The sequence below is a fragment of the Tenggerimyces flavus genome (assembly GCF_016907715.1).
Classification (GTDB): Bacteria; Actinomycetota; Actinomycetes; order Propionibacteriales; family Actinopolymorphaceae; genus Tenggerimyces; species Tenggerimyces flavus.
Genome location: NZ_JAFBCM010000001.1, coordinates 1286446 through 1307812, shown reverse-complemented (window position 1 = coordinate 1307812; position 21367 = coordinate 1286446). Strand labels below are relative to the sequence as shown.

The window sequence follows — 21367 nt, the reverse complement described above, 5'->3', positions numbered from 1 at the left end:
AAGCTGACACCGAGTATCGACTTCCTCACACAGGCGGGGTGTTGCGGCGCCGCATCGCCGATAACAGGTAAACATGCCTCGTGGACGAGTACAACGGTGCGCGCGACGCGGACCGGACCGGCAGGGCTGCGGTCAGCCTGCTGGTGGCAGGGGTCAGCGGCTTCGGGCTGCTGCTCGTCCTCGTGACCGCCGAATGGGGTCCCCTGCGTTCGCTGGACCTGGCCGTGTCCCGCGGGATGTCCGCGTACCTCAACGCGAATCAGTCCCTGGTCGACGTCCTGATCGTGATCGAGTGGATCACCCATCCGTACGTCCTGCGGGCGATCGCGTTGATCGTTGCCCTGTTGCTGTTCCGGCAGGGACTGCGGCGGTTGGCCTTGTGGCTCGCCGGAACGGTCGTCCTCGGCTTCCTGATCGAGCTGTTCTTCAAGGCGCTGATCGCTCGCGGCCGGCCGGAGATCCCCGATCCGTTCATGCTCCGGGACAGCTTTTCGTTCCCGTCCGGGCACGCTTTGGCGTCGGCGTTGATCGTCGGGGCGTTGCTGCTGGTGGTGTGGCGGCGCGGACTCCGGCAACGCGACCAGGTGCTCGCGTGGGCGGGGACGGTTTTCCTCGTGCTGCTGGTGGGTTTCGACCGGGTGGCGCTGTCGGCGCACTACGTGTCGGACGTGGTGGCGGGCTGGTCGCTGGCTTTCGCCTTGCTGGGCGGGACGATGCTGGCGTACGGCGTGAACCGCACGACCGGGCGGCCGCCGCCGGCTGTGGGCTCCGGTGGACGCCGGCGACGGGTCGCGGTGGTGGTCAATCCTTCGAAGCTGGAGGACTTCGCGTACTTCCGTTCGCTCTTGAACCGGATCGCGGTCGAGCACGGGTGGCGGCAGCCTTTGTGGTTCGAGACGACGGTGTCCGATGCGGGGCACGCGATGGCGCGTGCTGCTCTTGCTGCTCGTTCCGACCTGGTGATCGCCGCGGGTGGGGACGGGACCGTGCGGGTGGTGTGCTCGGAGCTGGCCTCGTCCGGGGTGCCGGTCGCTGTCGTGCCGGTGGGAACGGGCAACCTGCTGGCGCGCAACCTCGGGCTGCCGTTGGACCTGGGGGCGGCGATCGAGGTGGCGTTGAACGGGGCGAACCGGTCGATGGATCTGGTACGGGTATGGGGCGACTCGCTACCGGACGACCGGTTCGCGGTGATGGCGGGGCTCGGGCTGGACGCGCTGATCGTCGGGGAGGCGCCGGACCGGCTGAAGGCGCGCGTGGGCTGGGCGGCGTACGTCGTGTCGGCCGCGCGGCACCTGTCCGGCCCGGCGCTGCGGGTGGCGATCTCGGTGGACTCCGCGCCGGAGGAACGCCTGTGGGCGCGGACCGTTCTGGTGGGGAACGTGGGGACACTGCACGGCGGCCTGTCGATCCTGCCGGACGCGCTGCCGGACGACGGGATGCTGGACGTGCTGGTCGTGGCGCCGCGGCGGCTGACCGACTGGCCCTCGCTGGCCTGGCGGGTGGTGCGCCGGTCGGCCGCGCAGGACGACCGGCTGCGCACGTGGCGGGGTAAGCAGGTGTCGGTCCGAGCGGTGGACTCGTGCCCACGGCAACTCGACGGCGACGTCGTGGCCTCGGGGCAGGAGATCAACGCCGAGATCGAGCCCGGCGTCCTGCTCGTGCGCGTGCCGCGTTCCTAGGTCTCGCTGGCCGGCTTTTCGTCCACAGGCTCGTCGATCGCTTGGTTGTCCACAGACCCCGTTCGGCCGGTCGCTTCTCCCTTGCCCATCACGCAAGCTGGCGTCACAACGGAACCTTGACAACTCAACAGAGAGCTAATCGCGTGGGTCGAAGGCGGCGTCGAGGAGGAGCTCGGCGGCGCGGTCGGGTTCGACCAACGCGGTCGCGATGAGGTGGCGGGCAGGCCAGTCGTCCGCCGCCCAGGCGAGCGCGCGGGCGAGGCCCTCCGGCGTGGCCGCGTGTGGGCGGTCGTCGGGGGTCACCCACCAGTCGACCTCGACGTCGTCGACGAGCAGCTCCTCGTGCTCCCACCAGGTGTCGGGGACGCCTGGGGCGAGCGCGCGCACGAGGTCGGGCACCGGTGTGGGTACGCCGTCGTCGGCGAGCTTGCCCGCGGCGACCTCAGAGGCGAGCGGCACGTCGAGCAGGTCGCCCAACACGTCGGCCGCCCGGCCGAGGGCGACGATGTGGCCGCCGAGGTCCGTGCGTTGCAGCCACATCGGCGCGTCGACGACGACCGCGTCGGCGCTGTCGACGACCACCGTGTTGCCGTCGGCGTCGAGCACGCGCACGGTGGGCGGCGCGCCGTCGGGTACGGCGGTGAGCTCGCCGAGCTGGGCCCACAGCCGGAGGACGGTCGCGGCCTCGACCGGGCGGTCCGGGTCGGCGAGCCGGTCGAGCACGCGCGCGGCGTCGTCTGCGTCGAGGTCGGCGACGGTCCGGACCAGGCCGAGCGCTCGCCGTACCTCGGGGTCGAGGTCGGCGAGCCAGTCCGGGGCGGGCTCGAGCAGCTCGACGAGGACCGAGTCGGCCTCCGGGTCGGCGTGCCCGGCGACCGTGACGTTCTGGCGCAGCCACCAGGCGGTGTACGACAGCACGTCTGTCACCTCGCCGGAGGCGCCGACGACACGGACCGGCTGGACGAGGGCTCGGCGGAGGGTCGGGTTGGCGCCGAACAACGCCAGGGCGCGCGGCCAGGCGTCGTCGGAGACGAAGTCGAGGTCGCGAACGGCACTCACCTCGCCGGCCATCGCGCCTAGCTCGGCGACGGCGGCGACCCAGTCCTCGATGTCCGCGAGATCGGCGAGGTCGTCGGGCAGGACGTCGAGCGGGACGTCGTCCGCGGTCACCAAGCCGAGCGTGCGGGCGACGCCTGCTGCCTCCATGGCGGCCGGGCCGAAGCGCTCGACCAGGTCCGCGGCGACGGTGGCGACCTCGTCGGGGTCGAGGATCGCCTCGGCCTCGGAGCCGGGGACGACCAGCGCGTTCGCCGGGGTGAGGTCGCCGGCGGCGTCGCGCAGGGCGAGGTAGCCGAGCCAGGTCAGGTCGCCGGGCTGCAGGAAGTCCGTACGGACGGCCGCGTCGACGATGCTGAGCACGGCGTGCGCGACCGCCTCGGGGTCGTCGGCGTCGGGCGAGTCCCCCACGGCCGCGCGCAGGGCGCCGTCCTCGAGGAGGGCGCGGGGGCTCGCGACGATCGCGCCCAGGCGTTCGAGCGTCTCGTGCGCGGCGTCGGGGTGGACGACGCGGAGGCCGTACGGGCCGAGCGTGGACAGTGCCTCGGCCGGCAGGTCGGCGCCGGGCAGGAGGAGGCCGCGGGCGCCGCGGACGACTCGGCCGTCGGCGAGCGGAACGGGCAACGCACCAAGGGATTCCCGTGTCAAGGGATCGTTGACACTGTCCGCCATGGCGGCGTAGGTCTCCTGCCACCAGCTCGGCGGCCGCGACTCGGCGATGGCGGCGAGCTGGTCGACGACCTCGTCGAGCGGGAGGCGACGTACGCCGAGGGCGTCGAGGGCCGGCTTGTCCGTCCTGGTTGCGCGAACGAGTCCGCCGATGACGTGGGCGAGCATGCCGACGAGCGCGCGGTCTGCTCCGTCGACGACGACGGCGTCGCGCGGTTGCAGCGGGGCGTCGTCCTCGGCGGCCCTGAGGATCGGCGTCGTCGGGAGCTGGGCGAGGATCGCTTCGCGGAGCCGCCCGTCGAGGGCGCCGGCGGGGAGGCCGGTCGGTACGAGCCGGAGGACGTCGTCGCCCGCCTTGGCCCGGATGCGGAGCAGCTCGGCGTACGCGGTCGCGGCCTCCTCGACGAGGCGGTCGGTGAGCGGCCCGTCCGCGACGTGCCTGCGGGTGGGATCCAGCGGGAACGTGGCGAGCAGCAGCGCGGGGAGCGAGAGCGGCTCGTCCGTGGGGGTCGGCGCGTGGACCGTGCGCGGGACGTTCGTCGTCGCGTCGTGCGGGAGTGCCCAGAGGACGGACCAGTACGGGCGGGACCGTTCCTCGGTGGGGCGGTTGGCGAGGAGGCGTTCGCGTTCGTGGGTGGTGAACTCGTCGGCGGTGCTCTGGACGTGCCAGCGGTCGAGCGCGCCCTCGAGCTCGCGGACCTCGCCGTCGATGTCGATCTCGACGGCCTCGAGCTGGGGCAGCGCGAGCAGGAGCGTGTCGTCGACCTCGGCGAGCAGCCTCCGTACGAGGTCGGCCGCGCCCTCGTCGCGCAGCGGGAGGAGGACGGCGGTCTCGAAGCCGTCCGGTGGTTCGCCGTCGGCCTCGAACGGCAGGCGGAGGATCGGGACATGTCCGTCGCGGCGCCGGAGCTCCTCGGCGAGCTGGGGAACGTCCGCGACCAGGGCGGCGGTGTCCTCGCGGGAGAAGCGGACGCTGCCGTTCCTCGACAGGATGATCGGGTCGTCGGTAACGGCGAGGACGGCGGCGAAGCCGACGCCGAAGCGGCCGACGGCGGTGGTGGCGTCGTCGCGCTTGGCCGAGGCGCGGAGCGTGGCCAGCGACTCGACGCCGGCGGGGGTGAGCGGTGCGCCGGTGTTCGCGGCGACGAGGACCGCGCCCTCCTCGCTCTGGTCGCGCAGCGTGAGCCGCAGCCGGCCGGGCAGCTCGGCCCGGGCGGCCGCGTCGGCGGCGTTCTGGGCGAGCTCGACGATCAGCCGGTCACGGTAGCCACCGAGCGCCAGGTCTTCCTCGGCGTTCGCGTCCTCCCGGAACCGGGCGGGCGAGGCCGTCCAGGAGGTGAGTACGCGATCTCGGATCGCCGCCGTTGCGAACACATCGGTCACGTGGGCTGAGTATGCCGCCCTACCGATCTGCAAGGGGTCGGTCAGCCGCGCGCCGCGCACGGCAAGTGATCACTCCTCGGCCGACAAATGGGTGGCCGGACCGGAGGTGTTCCAGCAAGCTGGCCAGCGATGGGATGGCTACGACGTACGGGCTGGCGGATTGCCCGGGCAGTTCTGGTCCCTGTGGGCCGCGGAGCTGGTGAACCGTGCCGGTGGGTTCGTCGTCGTCTTGCTCGCGTTCTACCTCACCCAGGAACGCGGGCTGTCCGCCACGCTGTCGGGGCTGATCATCGGCCTAGGGTCGTGTCTGGCAAATAGCGCCGGGCTGGGCGTGGTGCAGGAGGAATTCATATTGGTTATATGGGTGACGAGGTGCACCGCGTCCAGGCGGCCTCTGCTGACTTCTGGGGGGTGTCGCGCGCCAGGCGATCTTTGCCAGACACGGCCTGACCGGGCTGGGCGGCGGGATCGGCGTCCTGCTCGGCGGCAGCCGGTCACCTGGTCGCCCGGCGACCGTGCGAACGCCGGATCGCTCAACTCGCTGCCGCGGAAGCGGCCATTCGCCATTAGGGTGCGGAAGTGACCACTGAGGCCGGGTTGGACGTCGCCAAACTGCAGCGCCGAACGATCGTCACCCTGGTCATCGCCCAGGCGTTCGGCGGCGCCGGAGTGTCGGTGGGCATCTCGGTTGCGACACTGCTGGCCGAACGGATCCTCGGCTCCTCCGACCTCGCCGGCGTCCCCCAGACCGCGCAGGTGCTGGGCTCGGCGGTGGTCGCCTTCCTGCTCGCGCGCATCATGACCACCCGCGGCCGGCGGCCGGGGCTCGCGCTCGGGTTCGCGCTCGGCGCGGTGGGCGCGGTCGTGTGCGTGCTGTCCGGGTTCCTGTCGTCGTTCGTCCTGCTGCTGCTCGGCGCGACGCTGTTCGGGTCGGCGACCGCCGCGAACAACCAGTCGCGGTACGCCGCGACCGACCTCGCGGCCCCGAACAAACGGGCCACCGCGCTGTCGCTGGTCGTCTGGGCGTCGACGGTCGGTGCCGTCCTCGGGCCGAACCTGCTCGGGCCGGCGGACCGCCTCACGATGAGCATGGGCGCGCCGGAGTTCGTCGGCCCCTTCGTACTCGGGGCCATCGGGGCGACGCTGGCGGCGATCGTGTTCCTCGTACGGCTGCGTCCGGACCCGCTCCTGGTGGCGCGGCAGGTGGCGTCGGTCGATCCGCGGATCCGCCCGAACTCATCGATCCGGCACGTCTATCGCGTCGTCGCGTCCCGGCCGCGGGCAACCGTGGCGGTGCTGGCGATCGCGCTCGCCCACACCGTGATGGTGTCGGTCATGGTGATGACGCCGCTGCACCTCCACCACGGCGGCGCGGGGCTCGAGGTGATCGGGTTCGTGATCAGCGTGCACATCGTGGGGATGTTCGCGTTCGCGCCGCTGATGGGCATCGCCGCGGACCGGCTGGGACGCCTGCCACTGATCGGCCTCGGCTCGGCAATCCTGCTGGCGTCGGTGGTGCTCTCGGGTCTGGCGCCGGCAGGCCCGTCGGTCGGCCTCACGGTCGGCCTGTTCCTGCTGGGCCTGGGCTGGTCGTGCTGCATGGTCGCCTCCTCCGCGCTGCTGACCGACTCGGTGCCGTTGGAGGATCGGCCAACCGTGCAAGGAGCTTCGGACCTCGCGGTGGGCTGCGCCGCGGCCTTCGGCGCGGCGGGCGCCGGCCTGATCGTCGGAACCTGGGGCTACGCGACCTTGAACGTGGCGGCCGGATTCCTCGCCGCCGCCACCGGCCTGCTGCTGCTCTTCGCGCGGCGCTCTAGCGATCCATCGCGTAGTTGAGCGCTTCCTTCTCCTCCGGAGAGAGCGGAACGTCACTCGCCCCACCCCGCACGTTCTTCGCGTAGGCCCGCCCCGACTCCCGCCCGTTGATCGTCGTCACGACCACGCCATCCCCGGCGTCGTCGAGCAGGGCCATCGACCACGACGTGGTGCCCGCTTGGTCGCCGAACGCGTCGTACCGCACGACAGCGACGTGGCGCAGCGCCTCCGACAGCCCCAGCCGCAGATCGTCCAGCCCCGCATGCAGCCGCTGCAAGGCCCGCGCGTCGTACTGAGCATGCGAGATCTCCGCCTGGCGCAGCCTTCTGACCTGCCCCAGCGCGATGGCGCCGACGACCAGACCGGCCAGCCCTATGGCCAGTCCGCCGAACGCGAGAACCATGACCGGCACTCCGGACATGCCGGAATCGTAGGCCCTCAAGCGCTCTACGTGATCACTCCACCCCGTTCCGTAGTCGCCGGATCGGTGAGCCCCATGCCCAGAGGCAGCTGGCAACCGTGCCGATGGCGGCGACGAACAGCGTGGGTCGAACGCCCACGAGCTCGGCAGCCTGCCCACCGACGAGCGCTCCGAGTGGCACCGCTCCCCCAGCGATGACCGTCATCGTGGCGGTGACACGCCCTTGCAGGCTTGACGGAACGAGCATCTGCCGCAGGCTGGACTGGCTGATGTTGTAGAGCGGTTGCGCTGCCCCATTGACGAAAGTCGCGGCGAGGATGACCGCGATCGGCGCCAGCGGCAGTGCCAGGTTGCCCAGCCCGGCAATCGCGAGGCCGGCGATCATCGTTGGTCCGAGCCCGAGCCGGCCGCTCACCCGGACCGCGAGAGCCGCGCCGAGGAGGCCGCCCGGCCCCGCGGCGGCGAGGACCAGCCCGAGCTGTGCGGGCGTCAGGTGGAGCTGGCGGGTCAGGTAGAGCACCTGCAGGGCGAGGATCGCTGCGTTGAAGAACGAGTACGTTCCCGCGCTCAGCGCGCTGGCCCGCAGCAGTGGTTCCCGCCAGACCAGCGCGAGGCCGGCGCGGATGGAGCGATCGCGCCCCGCGATCGGGGCGTCAGGGAGCCGGCGGAGGAGCAGTGCGGAGCCGACGTACGAGACCGCGTCGACCAGCAACGCGAACGGCGCGGTCACCACTTGGACCACCAGCCCACCAAGGCCTGGGCCAGCGAGCTGCATGACCGCTCGGGTCTGTGTGAGACGTGCGTTGGCGGCGACGAGGCGCTCTGCCGGCACCAGACTCGGGAGGACGGCCGAGATCGCGATGTTGAAGACCACCGACATCGAGGCCACGACGAACGCGACGCCGAGCAGGATCTCGAGGCTGATCGTGCCGGTGGCGAAGGCGATCGGGATCACCGCGAGGGTGGCGGCGCGGGTGAGGTCGGCGGCGATCAGGAGGCGCCGGCGGCGGGTGCGGTCGACCCACGCTCCGGTCGGGAGGCCGAAGAGAAGCAAGGGCACGCCGGCGACGGCGGTGAGGAGACCCACCTCGGCCGGGCTGGCTTGCAAGGTCACGACCGCGACGAGCGGGAGAGCGATCAGCGACACCTGGTCGCCGAACAGCGAGATGCCGTTCGCCAGCCAGAGTCGGTGGAAGCTCGCGAGCCGCACGACACCCTCCCGCGTCAGGTCGATCCTGACAATTCCGTCAGGGTAAGCCTGACACGGGAGGGGGGCAACTAGGTACAGCTCTCCTTCGCCAGCAGGCTTCCGGTCGCGTCGATCCGGATCCGGCACATGAGCGCGTTCGTCTCTGAGCGGTACTCCACGGTCAACTGGGCTGGCGTGACGGTCGTGTCGATGTCGAAGACGCCGAACGCTCGGCGGAGTTGGCTGTCCAGCCATTCCACGCCGGGCCCGGGGGTCGGCGGGGTGCGGGTTCCGGCGGCGATCGGCGTCGCCATGAACTCGTACAGCGGGTAGCTGGCTGCGCCGTCGATGCGGACCGCGGCTGACCAGTGTTGGTCGCCGGCCACCAGGACGACGCCGGGGATCGCTTGGTCGCGGATGTACTGGAAGATTTCCGCACGTTCGGTCCGGAAGCCGCTCCACGAGTCCGATCCCGTGGTGCCGAACTCGTTGAAGGGCACCGCGGTGACGATGAGCTTGAACGCGCCGGTCGACTGGGACAGCCAGGTCTTCAGAGCGGCTTTCTGCGTCGCGCCGAGCATCGTCTTGGAGGCGTTGTCCACAGCCCCGTTGGGACTGCGGTGGCTACGGACGTCGAGCACGAAGAAGTCCGCTTGGCCAGCGCGGAACGTGTAGTACAGCGCCCCCGGCGTGACGGGGGTCGTGCTGTGTCCGCGTTGGTAAGCGTCGAACGCGGCGCGTGCCGCGGGATAGGGCGCGGCGGCGCCTGCCGACCAGTCGTTGGCGATCTCGTGGTCGTCCCACATGACGAAGGTCGGACGGTTGCCGACGAACCGGCGGAAATGCGTCTGGGACCAGTTCTCGCGGTACTTGCCGAGATATCCAGCCAGGGTCGTCGCCGGCGTGCCGAAGTCGGCGTACATCTGGTCGCCGCCGAAGATGGCGAAGTCCGGGTCGTAGGCGGCTACGTGATCCAGCACGCTGAACGACCTGCCGAGGAACACGCTGGGGTGCTGGAAGTCCGCGCCGTAAACGAACCGGGTCCTGCTGGGTGTGCCGGCTGCTGGCAACGTTCGGAACCGGCCCGTCGTGAGCGGGTCGACCGCGCATCCGGTCACGAGTCGGTAGTCGTACGTCGTCTGCACGGTGAGGCCGGTGAGGCTCAGGACCGCGGTGTGGTCAAGGGCCGGATCGAACGTGACGGGCTGCGTCGTCGTCCACGCGGTCGTTCCGGCGACGCGGTACTGCGCGCGGAGCACGCTCGGGTGGGTCCCTCGGGCCCAGACGCGTACGGACGTGTCGGTCACCGCGCCGAGCCCCGCGCCGATCGACAGGTTCGCCCCCAGCCCGCTCACCACGGCGAGCGCTCCTCCCGCAGGGAAACCGTCGAGCGCCTCACCGGTCGCTCCCACCAGGACGTCCGTACGGCCGGTCGCCGCGCTGCGCCCAACTGCCAGCGCCGCACCGAACCGGTCGCCGGACTCACTGGCGGCCTGGAGCTGACCCTGTTCCATCCGCCGGCCAGCGTCGATCGCGCCGGGGCGACCACCGAAGACGAACACGGAGCCCGCGGACGACGGCGCCGCGTCCGGTCCCTCGCCGGGAGCGCCCGCGACGACGTCGGAGAACCCGTCGGAGTCGAGGTCCGCCACGGCGACCGACGTCCCGAGCGCATCGGAGGCCTCGGGGATGTCGCCCCCGGCGTACTCGGTGAGGACGATCCCCGTCTGGTCGAGAACGAAGAGCGCGCCCGCGTCGGCCGCGGTCGTGGTCGAGGTGACGGAGAGGTCCTCGCCCGGCGCGCCGACGACGATCTCGTCGACGCCGTCGCCGTCGAGGTCGCCCGCCGCGACGGCGGCGCCAAACCGGTCGCCACCTTCGGTGAGCCCCTGAGCCTGGCCCTGCTCGCGCCAGTATCCGCCGGTCAACCCCGGTCCCGGTAGAACCGACACCGCCCCACCAGCGGGTGCCGAGCCGGGCGCCTCGTTCGGTGCGCCGACGACGAGGTCGACGACGTCGTCGCCCGTCACGTCGCCCGTCGCCAGCGCGGCACCGAACGCGTCACCGGCCTCGCTCGCGCCAGCCGCATCGGCCTGGGTACGGAACGTGCCCGCGCCGAGCCCCGTCGCGGAGCCCCGCAGCACCGCGACAGCTCCGCCGGCGGCATCGGAGTTGGGCGCCTCCCCAGGCACGCCGACCGCGAGGTCGACGGTCCCGTCGCCAGTGACGTTGGCCGCGGCGAGCGCGGCGCCGAAGCGGTCGCCGCCCTCGTTCAGCCCGCCGGCGGACGACTGGTCGAAGTACCCCCCGACGCCGAGACCAGACGCGCTGCCACGAAACACGAAGACCAGCCCGGTGTCGACGACACCGTTGAAGTCCTCGGCCGGGGCCCCGACCGCGAGGTCGGCGAATCCGTCACCGTCGTAGTCGCCGGCCGCGAGCGCGGCGCCGAACGCGTCGCCGGCCTCGTCCGCGCCCCCGCCAGCCGCCTGCCCGATCCGCACCCCCGTGGTCGTTCCGGCGGCAGACCCGCGGAACACGTACACCGCGCCGGAACGGACACCGCCGATGTCGTCGTTCGGCGCGCCGACAACCGCGTCGACGTATCCGTCGGCGTCGAAGTCGCCAGAGGCGAGTACCTCGCCGAACCGGTCTCCGGCTCCAGCGGTACCGCCCGCGTTACGGGCAGAGACGAAGGCCCGGCGATAGGAGTCGACCGGGTCGCAGGCGTCCAGCGCGGCCCGGGCTCCGATGGCGGACTCGTTGGCAGAGGAGGTGGGCGTCCCGACCGCCACCACCGACCCGGCCACCACCACACTCGCCACCAACCACAGCGTCATCACCCTCGCCATCACAACGCTCTCCCCTCCACGCCGGGTTGGTCGGCAGGATCAAGGAGCTCCCGTCTCCGATATCTCGTACATATCTTCGACATGCCGATGGCACCGAGTGTGCCACCGACTGATGGCGCTGCGCTGGCGCTGATCAGATGTCGTCGACGTGGTCGATGTTGGCCCGGTCGTCGGTCTGGTCCGACGATGACTCCTCCGCGAACCAGGCGTCGAGGATCTCGATCAGCAGCGGCACGGAGGTGGCGCGGACGCTGAGCGCCAACACATTGGCGTCGTTCCACTTCCGCGCGCCCGTTGCCGTGTACGCGTCCGCGCACAGGGCCGCGCGGACGCCAGGCACCTTGTTGGCCGCGATCGACGCTCCGGTCCCGGTCCAGCAGCAGACGATGGCCTGGTCGGCGTGGCCGGTGGCAACGTCGCGCGCGGCGGCCGAGGCGCTCCAGGCCCAGTCGGCGCGGTCCTCGGCCGTCAGCGCCCCATGGAGCAGCACCGAGTGCCCGCGATTCGTGATCTCCGACGCGAGGACCGACGCGATCCCGTCCGGCATGTCGGACGACAGCGAGACGCGCATCAGGAGGCGTCCTGTTCGCTCTTGTCGCCGGACCAGTCGACGTGGAACGTGCCCTCCGCGTCGATCCGCTTGTACGTGTGCGCACCGAACAGGTCCCGCAGCCCCTGCACCAGCGAGGCCGGCAGCCGGTCGCGGCGCAGGCCGTCGTAGTACGCCAGCGCCGACGCGAAGCCCGGCGCCGGAACGCCAGCGGCCGCCGCGGTCGCGACCACGCGCCGCCAGGCCTCCTGCGCCTCGGACACGGCGGAAGCGAAGTACGGGTCGACCAGCAAGCTCGTGAGGTCCGGCGTCTTCTCGTACGCCTCGCGGATCCGGTCCAGGAACCGCGCCCGGATGATGCAGCCTCCACGCCAGATCGTCGCCATCGCGCCGAGGTCGATGTCCCAGCCGTACTCCGCCGCGCCCGCGCGGATCATGTCGAAGCCCTGCGCGTACGCCACGACCTTCGACGCGTACAACGCCCGCCGCACGTCCTCGACGAACTCCTCGCCGACCGTCACCGAGCCCGCCGGCCCAGGGAGAACGCCGGCAGCCGCCCGGCGCTGCTCAGCGTGGCCCGACAGCGACCGCGCGAACACCGCCTCCGCGATGCCCGACACCGGCGTCCCGAGGTCCAGCGCGATCTGCACCGTCCATCGGCCGGTGCCCTTCTGCTCGGCCTGGTCGAGCACCACGTCCACCAGCGCGCCCGACCCGGTCCGCGGGTCCGGGGTCGCCAGCACCTCGGCGGTGATCTCGATGAGGAACGACTCGAGGTCGCCCTCGTTCCACCCCTGGAACACCTCGGCCAGCTCCGCGGGCGTACGACCGAGCAGCGACCGCATCAGGTCGTACGCCTCGGCGATCAGCTGCATGTCGGCGTACTCGATGCCGTTGTGCACCATCTTCACGAAGTGCCCCGCGCCGTCCGCCCCGACGTGGACGCAGCATGGCGTGCCGTCGACGACCGCCGCGATCGACTCGAGGATCGGGCCGAGTGTGGAGTACGCCTCTCGCGTGCCACCGGGCATGATCGACGGCCCGTTCAGCGCGCCTTCCTCGCCGCCGGAGACGCCGGTGCCGACGAAGTGCAGCCCGCGCTCGCGCAGCGCCGCCTCGCGCCGCCGGGTGTCGGCATAGTGCGCGTTGCCGCCGTCGACGACGATGTCGCCCTCTTCGAGCAGGTCGGCGAGCTCGTCGATCACCGCGTCGGTGCCGGCGCCGGCCTTGACCATGATGATCACCTTGCGCGGCCGCTTCAGGCTCGCGACGAGGTCGGCGAGCGAGTCGGCCGCGACGAACGTTCCCTCCGAGCCGAACTGGGCGACCAGTTCGTCGGTACGCGCCTTCGTGCGGTTGTGGAGGCCGACGACGTGGCCATGGCGGGCGAGGTTGCGGGCCAGGTTGCGCCCCATGACGGCGAGGCCCGTGACGGCGATATCTGCGGTGGCGGTCATGCCCCGATCCTCTCCTCCGAACGCGCGGCCCGCCAGACCGGCCCTCAATCCGAGACGACTCGTAGAAGCGAAGGCATCGCCGGGGCCGGAGGCGGGAGACGAAGCGGGCCGACGCCGGGCGTGATGCTGCCCAACAACGACGGCGCCGACGCGCCCGTACAGGACGGCACGGTGGCTGGCAGGCCGTGGAACGTCAGGAAGCCCAGCAGGGCGAACAGGTAGGCCTCCTTCGCGTCCGACGGAATCCCCAGCGAGTCGATCGGCCGGAACGTCACCCCCGGAGCCAACGCCGCCAGCCGCTCCATCAGGAACAGGTTGCGGACACCGCCGCCCGAGGGCACGACCTCGGTGATCGCGTGCTTGGCCAGGTCGGTCGCGATCGTCCGCGCGGTGAGCTCGGTCAGCGTGGCCAGGACGTCGGCCGCGGACAGAGCGGGGAGCGAACCGAGGTAGCCGGTGTGGAACAGCTCCTTGCCGGTCGACTTCGGCGCTGGCTGGTCGAAGTACGGGTGATCGAGCAGCCGCGCGAGCCACGACTCGTCGACCACGCCGGCCCGGGCATGGGCGCCGTCGCGGTCGAAAGGCTCGCCGAGCAGCGACCGGGCGCACAGGTCGATCAGGGCGTTCGCGGGTCCCACGTCGAAGGCGAGCGGGTCGCCGGCCGGTGGGATCACGGTGAGGTTGGCGATGCCGCCGAGGTTCAACGCCGCGCGCGCCGACGGACCAGGGGGCAGCAGGAGAACGTCGAGGATCGAGGCAAGTGGCGCGCCCTGGCCGCCGACCGCGATGTCACGCGCGCGCAGGTCGGACACCACCGGCAACCCGGTCGAAGCGGCGATCCACGCGGGCTGGCCCAACTGCAGCGTGCCGAGGACGGAGCCGGACCACACCCAGTGGTAGACGGTCTGCCCGTGCGACACCACCAGGTCCGCGCCCCCGACCAGCTCGACCCCGGCGGCAGCCGCCGAAGCGAACGACTGCCCGAGCAATGTGTCCAACCGGCACACGTCCGCGAGTGTCGTCGACGCAGGCGGCAGCATCCCGGACAGCAGCGCGACGACCTCCGGAGAGTGCGGACGTTCGAGGGCGCCGAGCGGTCGCAGGACCACGTCGGCGCCCTCGAGAGCGAGGTCGGCGACCGCGACGTCGATCCCGTCGTACGACGTTCCCGACATCAACCCGACGACTCGCATCCCCCTAGTTTGCAGTTCCCACGAGCCGGGTCATCGCGCGGCGGTAGATCCGCTCCCCGATCAGGCCATAGATGACCCGGAGCGGCAGGGGCAGCTTCGCGAGCATGAACCTCCGCTCGGTCGGTGAAGCCTCGTCCAGCAACGCTCCCAGCGCGACGAACGGCTTCGTCCCCTCCTTCGGGATGCCCTCCTGCGCGCGCTTCCCGATCGCTTCCCACTCGTCCGGCGACAGGTGCTCGGCGACGAGCGGGAGGATCTCGCTCTCCTCCTCGCCCAGGTGCTCGTCCAACGCACCCGAAGCCTGCGCGATCACGTCGGCCAGCTCGTCGCGGACGGACGCCTCCGCCCGAGTACGCCACACAGGCAGCAGCTCGTCGATCCGGCCGAGGAGCACGGCCAGCCGTTCGTGCTGCCCCTCCATCCGGTGGATGAGCTCGGCCTGCAGGCTCACCCGCTCGAGCAGCTTCGGCCAGAGCAGCTCGTCCTCGGCGTGGTGGTGATGGTGCAGCCCGGCCGCGATGTCGGCCAGGTACGAGCCGATGAACTCCGCGCGCTCGGTGTCGCCCTCGGCCACGCCGAGGATGAGCCGTGGCGCCCGGCGAAACTCCCGCCGGAACAGTCGGTGCACGATGATCATGTCCGACGTGTCGGTGCGCTCCATGCTCGCCGTCATTGCTGTCCTCCCCTTGTTCCAGATCCCGCGATCCAGTGTCATCCCACGCGGGAGCCCAGGAGTGCGATTTCCACGACCTGCTCCTCTCCCCGTGCCCGGTGTACGTCCCGACGCTCGCGCACGCGACCTGCAACGACCTTGCGGCCGGCTTGCAAGGGCTGACGAAAGTGCCGGCGAAACGTGCCCAAGGTACGTATCGAGCGGCGGTTCGACCGGATTGACTGCGGTCATGGTCAGGAAGATCCTGCTCGCCGGCGCGCTCGCGCTGGCCCTCGTTCCCACCACGATGGCCTCGGCCAGCCCCACCACCAGCCACGAACCTGGCCGCGTCGAACGTCTCCTCAGCAAGCTGACGCTCGACGAGAAGCTCTCGTTCGTCCACGGGCTGGGTGACCCGCACAGCATGGGTCAGTCCGGCTATCTGCCCGGCGTGCCACGCCTCGGCATCCCGGAGGTCCGCATGGCCGACGGCGCGGCCGGCATCCGCGTCAACGAGCCGGCCACCTCGATGCCCGCGCCGGTGATGCTCGCGTCGGCGTTCGACGCCAACCTCGCGAAGAAGTACGGCGCCGCCGTCGGCCGCGATGGCAAGGCGCTCGGCATGGACGTGCTGCTCGGCCCGACCACCGGCGTGATCCGGATGCCGTACGGCGGCCGCAACTTCGAGTCGTTCAGCGAGGACCCGCTCGTCTCGGCCAACACCGTCGTCGGCCACCTCACCGGCGTGCAGTCGCAGGGCGTGATCGCGACGACGAAGCACTACGCCGAGAACAACCAGGAAGCCAACCGGGACGGTCTGAACGTCAAGGTCGGCGAACAGGCGCTGCGCGAGATCGAGCTACCCGCGTTCGAGGCGGCGGCGAAGGCCGGCAGCGGCGCGTTCATGTGCTCGTACAACAAGGTCAACGGCACCCAGTCGTGCCAGAACGACGACGTGCTGAAGACGATCCTCAAGGAGGAATGGGGATTCCGCGGCCGGGTCATGTCGGACTGGGAAGCCACGCACTCCACCGACTCGATCGTGCACGGGCTGGACATGGAGATGCCGGAAGGCAAGTTCATGGCCGACAAGCTCGAGGAAGCCATCGAGAAGGGCGACCTCCCGATCTCGGCACTCAACGCCTCGGTGACGAGAATCCTCAAGCAGTACGAGCGATTCGGCCTGCTCGACCACAAGCCGAGGCCGAAGCGCGATCAGGAGGGCAACGCGAGGGTCGCGAAGCAGGTTGCCGAACAGGGCGCCGTCCTACTCAAGAACGACCGCGGCACACTGCCACTGAAGGACAACGACGACAGCATCGCCGTGATCGGCCCGACCGCGAAGACCCCGAAGTTCAGCGGCGGCGGCAGCGGCAAGGGCAACCCGGTCAGCGTGAACGCGCCGATCGACACGATCGCCGCCCGCGCCGGCAAGGACCGCGTGACGTACGCACCGGGCGGCGACCTGTTCGGCGCACCGATCCCCGAGGCGTCGCTCGAGCCGAAGCTCCCGATGGAGGCCGACGGCACGATCGGCCTGAACCCGATCGAGCCGTACGTCGGCAAGCTCACCGTGCCCGAGGACGGCGACTACCGGGTCTCGATCCGGCCCGGCCCCGACCAGCTGGTCCAGCTGTACGTCGACGACCGCAACACGATCGGCGGCGCGTACGGGCTCGGCGACCTGTCGCTCGCGATGCACCTGGCCAAGGGTCAGCACGACCTCGTCATCCTCCCGATCGTCGGCCCCAAGCCCAGCAAGATGAAGCTCGGCATGGTGACGCCGGACGAGACCGCCGAGCTGATCCAGGACGCGGCCGCCGTCGCGAAGCAGTCGGACCAGGCCGTCGTGTTCGTGTACGACGAGGAGAGCGAGGGCGCCGACCGACCTGGCCTCGGCCTCACCGCGTACCAGGACGACCTCGTTTCCCAAGTAGCCAAGGCGAATCCGCACACCACCGTCGTGCTCAATACCTGCTCGGCGATCTCGATGCCGTGGCTGAAGGGCGTACGTGCCGTGCTCGACCTGTACTACCCCGGCGAGCAGGGTGCGGAGGCGACGGCGGCGCTGCTGTTCGGTGACGTCGCGCCGGGCGGGCGGCTGACGCAGACGTTCCCCGCGTCGGAGCAGCAGACGCCGGTCGCCGGCGACCCGAAGCGCTACCCGGGCGTGAACAAGGAGGTCGACTACGCCGAGGGCATCGAGGTCGGCTATCGCTGGTACGACAACCACGGCGTCAAGCCGCTGTTCCCGTTCGGCCACGGGCTCACCTACACGTCGTTCGACTACCGGCATCTCTCGGTCGCCCGGAACCCGTTCCGCGGCGGGCTCGAGGTCTCGCTGACCGTGCGCAACACTGGCAAGCGCGCGGGCAAGGCCGTGCCGCAGATCTACCTCGGCGCGAGCCCGAACGTGCAAGCCCAGCAGGCCAAGCGCAAGCTGGTCGGCTACCAGGCGATCACGCTGCGCCCCGGCGAGACGCGCCGCGTCCGGATCCACGTCGACCAGCGGCAGCTGGAGTACTGGAACGCCGGGAAGCACGGCTGGCAGCTCGGCACCGGCAAGCGCACGTTCCACGCCGCCTCGTCGTCGGCGGACCTGCCGCTGACAGCGACTGTTCAGGTCAGATAGGGCTTTGTAAGCTCCACCGCATGCTGGCCTGGCGCGTCCTCGGACCGCTGGAAGTGCTCGACGGGGGCACGCGGATCGACCTCGGTGGTCCGCTCCCCCGTCGGCTCGTCGCCACCCAGCTCGCGGCCGAGGGCCACGCCGTCTCCGACGACCGGCTCGCCGAGGCGATGTGGGACGGCGAGCCGCCTCCGCAGCCGGCGGTCGCGCTGCAGGCGTACGTGTCGCGGCTGCGCAGGGCGCTCGGCCGCGACACCATCGTCCGCTCCGGCGCCGGCTACCAGCTGTCGCCCGACCCGACCGACTCCACCGACGCCGCCGAGTTCGTCGCGGCGATCGGCCGCGGGCAGGCACAGCTCGAGAACGGCCAACAGAGCGCAGCGGTGACGACGTTCACGAACGCCCTCGCGCTCTGGCGTGGTGACCCGTACGCCGACCTGCCCGACGCCGGCACGGCCGGGACGCGGCTCCGCGAGCTCAGGGAGGTCGCCGTCGAGGAACGGCTCGCCGCCCGGCTCGGCGCCGGCGACGCCCCGAACGCGGTGGCCGAGCTCGAAGCAGCGGTCAAGGCCGAGCCGTACCGCGAACGTCGCTGGGCACTGCTGATCCTCGGCCTCTACCGCAGCGGTCGCCAAGCCGAGGCGCTCGCCGCCCTCCGCAGAGTCCGCGCGCTGCTCGCCGACGAGCTCGGCGTCGACCCCGGACCGGACCTCCAGCAGCTCGAGCAGCGCGTCCTCGGCCAGGATCCCCAACTGCTGCTGGCCGAGCCGCGACCGAGCCCACCCACCGGCCACAGGTTGAGCAAGCCGATCTCGTCGTTCGTCGGCCGCGAACGGGACGTCGCGACGCTCACGAATCTCCTTACTCAGCAGCGACTTGTCACGCTCGTCGGACCGGCGGGTGTGGGCAAGACGCGGTTGACGGTCGAGTACACAGTCGCGCGCGACGATCACGACGGACCGTGGTTCGTCCGGCTGGCCGACGTCCAGCGACCCGACGTGGTCGTGCCAGCCGTCGCCGAGGCGATCGGTCTCGCGGGAGTCACCGGCGACCCGCTGCCGCTCGTCGTCCGCGCCCTCGCGGAGACAGAAAGCCTGCTCGTCCTCGACAACTGCGAGCACCTCGTCGATCCCGTTGCCACGTTGGCGATCGAGCTGCTGAACGCGTGTCCCGGCCTCACCATCCTCGCCACCAGTCGCGAGCCGCTCGACGTCGACGGCGAGTCCGTGCTGCAGCTCGCGCCGCTCGAGGCAGCAGCGGCCGTCACTCTGCTCGTCGACCGCGTACGAGCCATGCGCCCGGGCTGGCGTCCGACCGACGACGAGTTGGACGAGGCGCACCAGCTCTGCGCGGCACTCGACGGCGTACCGCTCGCGCTGGAGCTCGCCGCAGCGAGGACCAGGACACTGTCCCTCGGCGAGATCACCGAGCGGCTCGGCAACCGGTTCGCGCTGCTGGGCAGCGTGCCGCGCGGTTCGCTCGCGCCGCACGCGACGCTCGAGACCGCGATCGCGTGGAGCGTCGACCTGCTCTCGCCGACGGATCGCGCGTTCCTGCTGCGGTTGTGGCCGTTCGAAGGCGGCTTCTCCCTCGACGCGGCCGAAGCCGTGTGGGACGGAACGGGCTCCGCGCTCGGCTCGCTGTCGTCGCTGGTGTCGCGGTCGGTGGTCGTCGCCGACACCACCTCAGCGCCGGCGCGCTACCGGCTGCTCGAGACGATCCGCGCGTACTGCCAGGCGACCGACCCCGAGCCCGACGCGACCCGTGAGGCGCACGCCGCCTGGGTCCGTACGCTCACCGCCCGCTGCCCCGAGCTGATGCAGGGGAGCCGAGGCGGCTGGTACACCCGCCTGCTGACGCACGAGCTGCCCAACCTCCGCGCGGGCATCCAGCATGACCTCGAGCTGGCGCCGAACGCCGCACTCCGATCGCTCGGCGATCTGCTCTGGTTCTGGGTGCGGCTCGGCCATACGAGCGAATGCGTCCGGCTGATCGACACCGCCGTCGCCGCCGCCGTCGACCCGCCGAAGCTCGAGGTCTTCCGCGCCCTGCTCGCCAAGATGTCCGCGGTGTACCAGGCCGGCGACCTGGTCACGGCGGTGGCGCCGCGCGACGAGATGTACGCGATCATGGACGGCGCGACCGACCCGGAAGACGTACGCCACCTCGGCTATCTCACCTACTACGACGCGTTCGCGCGGCTGGCTCTCGGCGACTTCGAGGCGCTTCGGGATCGAGCCAGGGCCGCGATCGACATCGGCGAGCGCCTTGGCGACCCCACCATCGTCGCCACCGGGCGGATGCTGCTCGGCACCGGGCTCGCGGACGCGGACCTGGTGCGGAGCGCGCGCGAACTCGCCGCCGCCCACGAGGTGAGCTGGGCGGTCACGATGGCTGACCTGCTGCTCGGGAACGTCCTCCTCGAGCGCTACCAGACCGGCGATCGGTCGGCCGCCAGCGACGCTCAGGCCGCCCTGCACCGGGCAGTGGAGTCGTTCCGGCAGCAGGAGTCGCCGGCGTTCGCCCAAGCGGCCTGCTACGCGAGCGTGCGGCTGCTGGCCCTGACCGGCGACCCGCTCCACGCAGCCCGGCTGTTCGCCGCGGTGGAGCGGCACGCGGCCCGGATGGGCATCCAGCCCGACTGGATGGGTGCCCGGCGCGTGACCACCGACGACCCGTTGGCCGGCCTCGATCCGGACGAACGGCGGGCCGCCGAGCAGGCCGGCCGGGAGCTGTCCTGGTCCGCGATGGTCGACGAAATTTCAGTCTTGACTTATATACGACCCGACTGAATGATGGTCGGCATGACCGACCTCGCCGAGTGGCTGCGCGCGACCGACCGTTCCCTGACGCGCTCGGGGCGGGCGCGTTCGATCGCGCTGCGCCGGACGTTCGCCGACGCGACGCCGGACGAGGTGTGGGCGGCCTGCACCGAGCCCGAACGGCTGGGCCGCTGGCTCGGCGTCGTCGCCGGCGACCTGATCGAGGGCGGCACGGTCACGGTCGACCTCGGCGGGCGGGACGACACCGCGACCTGCGAGGTCGTGCGCTGCGACCAGCCCCGCCGGCTGACGCTGACCTGGCAGTGGCCGGGTGAGGTCGACACCGCACTCGACCTGCGACTGCGCTCCGCCGGCGACGCGGTCGAGCTGCTGCTCGAGCACGTCGCGGCGGACTCCGCCCGGCTGGCGGCGGGCTACGGCGAGGGCTGGGAGAGCGGTCTGTGGAAGCTCGACCGGCTGCTCCGCGGCGAGCCGACGACCGAACCGCCGTGGCCCGAGATCGAGGCCGTTCTCGACCCGCACTGGCAGCCACTGCTCGAGGCCGACGCCGCGACGAACCGCTGGCCGCACGTCGAGGGCGGGACGATCACCGCGCGGTGCGCCTACGCGGCGCCGCCGGCCGAGGTGTGGGCGGCGCTGACCGATCCGGACCGCCTGAGTCGATGGTTCGGCACCGCCAAGGGCGACCTCCGCGAGCACGGCGAGTGGACGGTGACGTTCGACAACGGCTCGGCCCGCGGCACGGTGCGCGAGTGCGTGCCGGGCGAACGGTTCGTCACCAGCTGGCACTGGGACCACGAGCCAGCCGAACGACCCGCCGCCGAGGTCTCCGTCACGCTGACGCCGCAGGGTGACGGCACCGTGCTCGAGCTCCGGCACACCGGCGCCGACGAGGCGTCGGCGAAGGGCCAAGGAGCCGGTTGGTACGCGCATCTCGAGGGCCTCGGCCACGACCTGGACGGTCGCGCGGCGGACGACTGGTATGCCGATTTCACGGTCGCGCTCCAGGTCATGAAGGCCACTTCCGACCGATAGGCTC

13 protein-coding genes are annotated in these 21367 nt (G+C 71.5%); 5 read left to right on the top strand and 8 right to left on the bottom strand.

Annotated elements, in window-relative coordinates:
* Positions 1–80 precede the first annotated feature (80 nt).
* A complete protein-coding gene (locus JOD67_RS06125; protein WP_205116128.1) occupies positions 81–1679 on the top strand; it encodes a bifunctional phosphatase PAP2/diacylglycerol kinase family protein in 1599 nt (532 codons plus the stop codon).
* 135 nt (positions 1680–1814) lie between these two features.
* On the opposite strand, the gene JOD67_RS06120 is transcribed toward JOD67_RS06125, so the two are convergent.
* A complete protein-coding gene (locus tag JOD67_RS06120) occupies positions 1815–4787 on the bottom strand; it encodes a sacsin N-terminal ATP-binding-like domain-containing protein (protein ID WP_205116127.1) in 2973 nt (990 codons plus the stop codon).
* A 579-nt stretch (positions 4788–5366) separates the two neighbouring features.
* Between JOD67_RS06120 and JOD67_RS06115 the strand changes: the two genes are divergently transcribed.
* On the top strand, positions 5367–6623 hold the full coding sequence (locus JOD67_RS06115) for an MFS transporter (protein WP_205116125.1): 1257 nt from the start codon (positions 5367–5369) through the stop codon (positions 6621–6623).
* Here JOD67_RS06115 and JOD67_RS06110 read toward each other — a convergent pair.
* From JOD67_RS06110 to JOD67_RS06080, 7 genes are all read right to left on the bottom strand, one after another.
* Positions 6601–7023 (bottom strand): DUF4446 family protein, encoded by a 423-nt coding sequence (locus tag JOD67_RS06110; protein ID WP_205116123.1) that lies wholly within the window; start codon positions 7021–7023, stop codon positions 6601–6603. The two genes, JOD67_RS06115 and JOD67_RS06110, sit on opposite strands and share 23 nt — an antisense overlap.
* Before the next feature lie 34 nt (positions 7024–7057).
* Complete coding sequence (locus JOD67_RS06105) at positions 7058–8233, bottom strand: MFS transporter (protein ID WP_205116120.1); 1176 nt, start codon at positions 8231–8233, stop codon at positions 7058–7060.
* A 68-nt stretch (positions 8234–8301) separates the two neighbouring features.
* Entirely contained in the window at positions 8302–11064 is a 2763-nt protein-coding gene (locus JOD67_RS06100; protein WP_205116118.1) for an alkaline phosphatase D family protein, read from the bottom strand.
* 133 nt (positions 11065–11197) lie between these two features.
* A complete protein-coding gene (locus tag JOD67_RS06095) occupies positions 11198–11635 on the bottom strand; it encodes an RpiB/LacA/LacB family sugar-phosphate isomerase (protein ID WP_275577053.1) in 438 nt (145 codons plus the stop codon).
* Positions 11635–13071, bottom strand: a complete 1437-nt coding sequence (gene gnd / locus JOD67_RS06090; RefSeq protein ID WP_205116117.1) for an NADP-dependent phosphogluconate dehydrogenase — start codon at positions 13069–13071, stop codon at positions 11635–11637. The genes JOD67_RS06095 and gnd overlap by 1 nt, the downstream gene beginning before the upstream one ends.
* A gap of 44 nt (positions 13072–13115) precedes the next feature.
* Positions 13116–14264, bottom strand: a complete 1149-nt coding sequence (locus tag JOD67_RS06085; RefSeq protein ID WP_205116114.1) for an anhydro-N-acetylmuramic acid kinase — start codon at positions 14262–14264, stop codon at positions 13116–13118.
* Positions 14265–14268: 4 nt separating this feature from the next.
* The gene (locus tag JOD67_RS06080) at positions 14269–14937 is read right to left on the bottom strand and encodes a hemerythrin domain-containing protein (protein ID WP_205116112.1); all 669 of its coding nucleotides are present in this window, start codon (positions 14935–14937) and stop codon (positions 14269–14271) included.
* A 229-nt stretch (positions 14938–15166) separates the two neighbouring features.
* Here JOD67_RS06080 and JOD67_RS06075 point away from each other — a divergent pair, with 229 nt between their 5' ends.
* Genes JOD67_RS06075 through JOD67_RS06065 form a run of 3 tightly spaced genes read left to right on the top strand, consistent with a single transcriptional unit; the run spans position 15167 to position 21363 of the window.
* Positions 15167–17548, top strand: a complete 2382-nt coding sequence (locus JOD67_RS06075) for a beta-glucosidase family protein (protein ID WP_205116111.1) — start codon at positions 15167–15169, stop codon at positions 17546–17548.
* 20 nt (positions 17549–17568) lie between these two features.
* On the top strand, positions 17569–20337 hold the full coding sequence (locus JOD67_RS06070; protein ID WP_205116110.1) for an AfsR/SARP family transcriptional regulator: 2769 nt from the start codon (positions 17569–17571) through the stop codon (positions 20335–20337).
* Between the two features lie 12 nt (positions 20338–20349).
* Entirely contained in the window at positions 20350–21363 is a 1014-nt protein-coding gene (locus JOD67_RS06065) for an SRPBCC domain-containing protein (RefSeq protein WP_205116109.1), read from the top strand.
* The last annotated feature ends 4 nt before the right edge of the window (positions 21364–21367 follow it).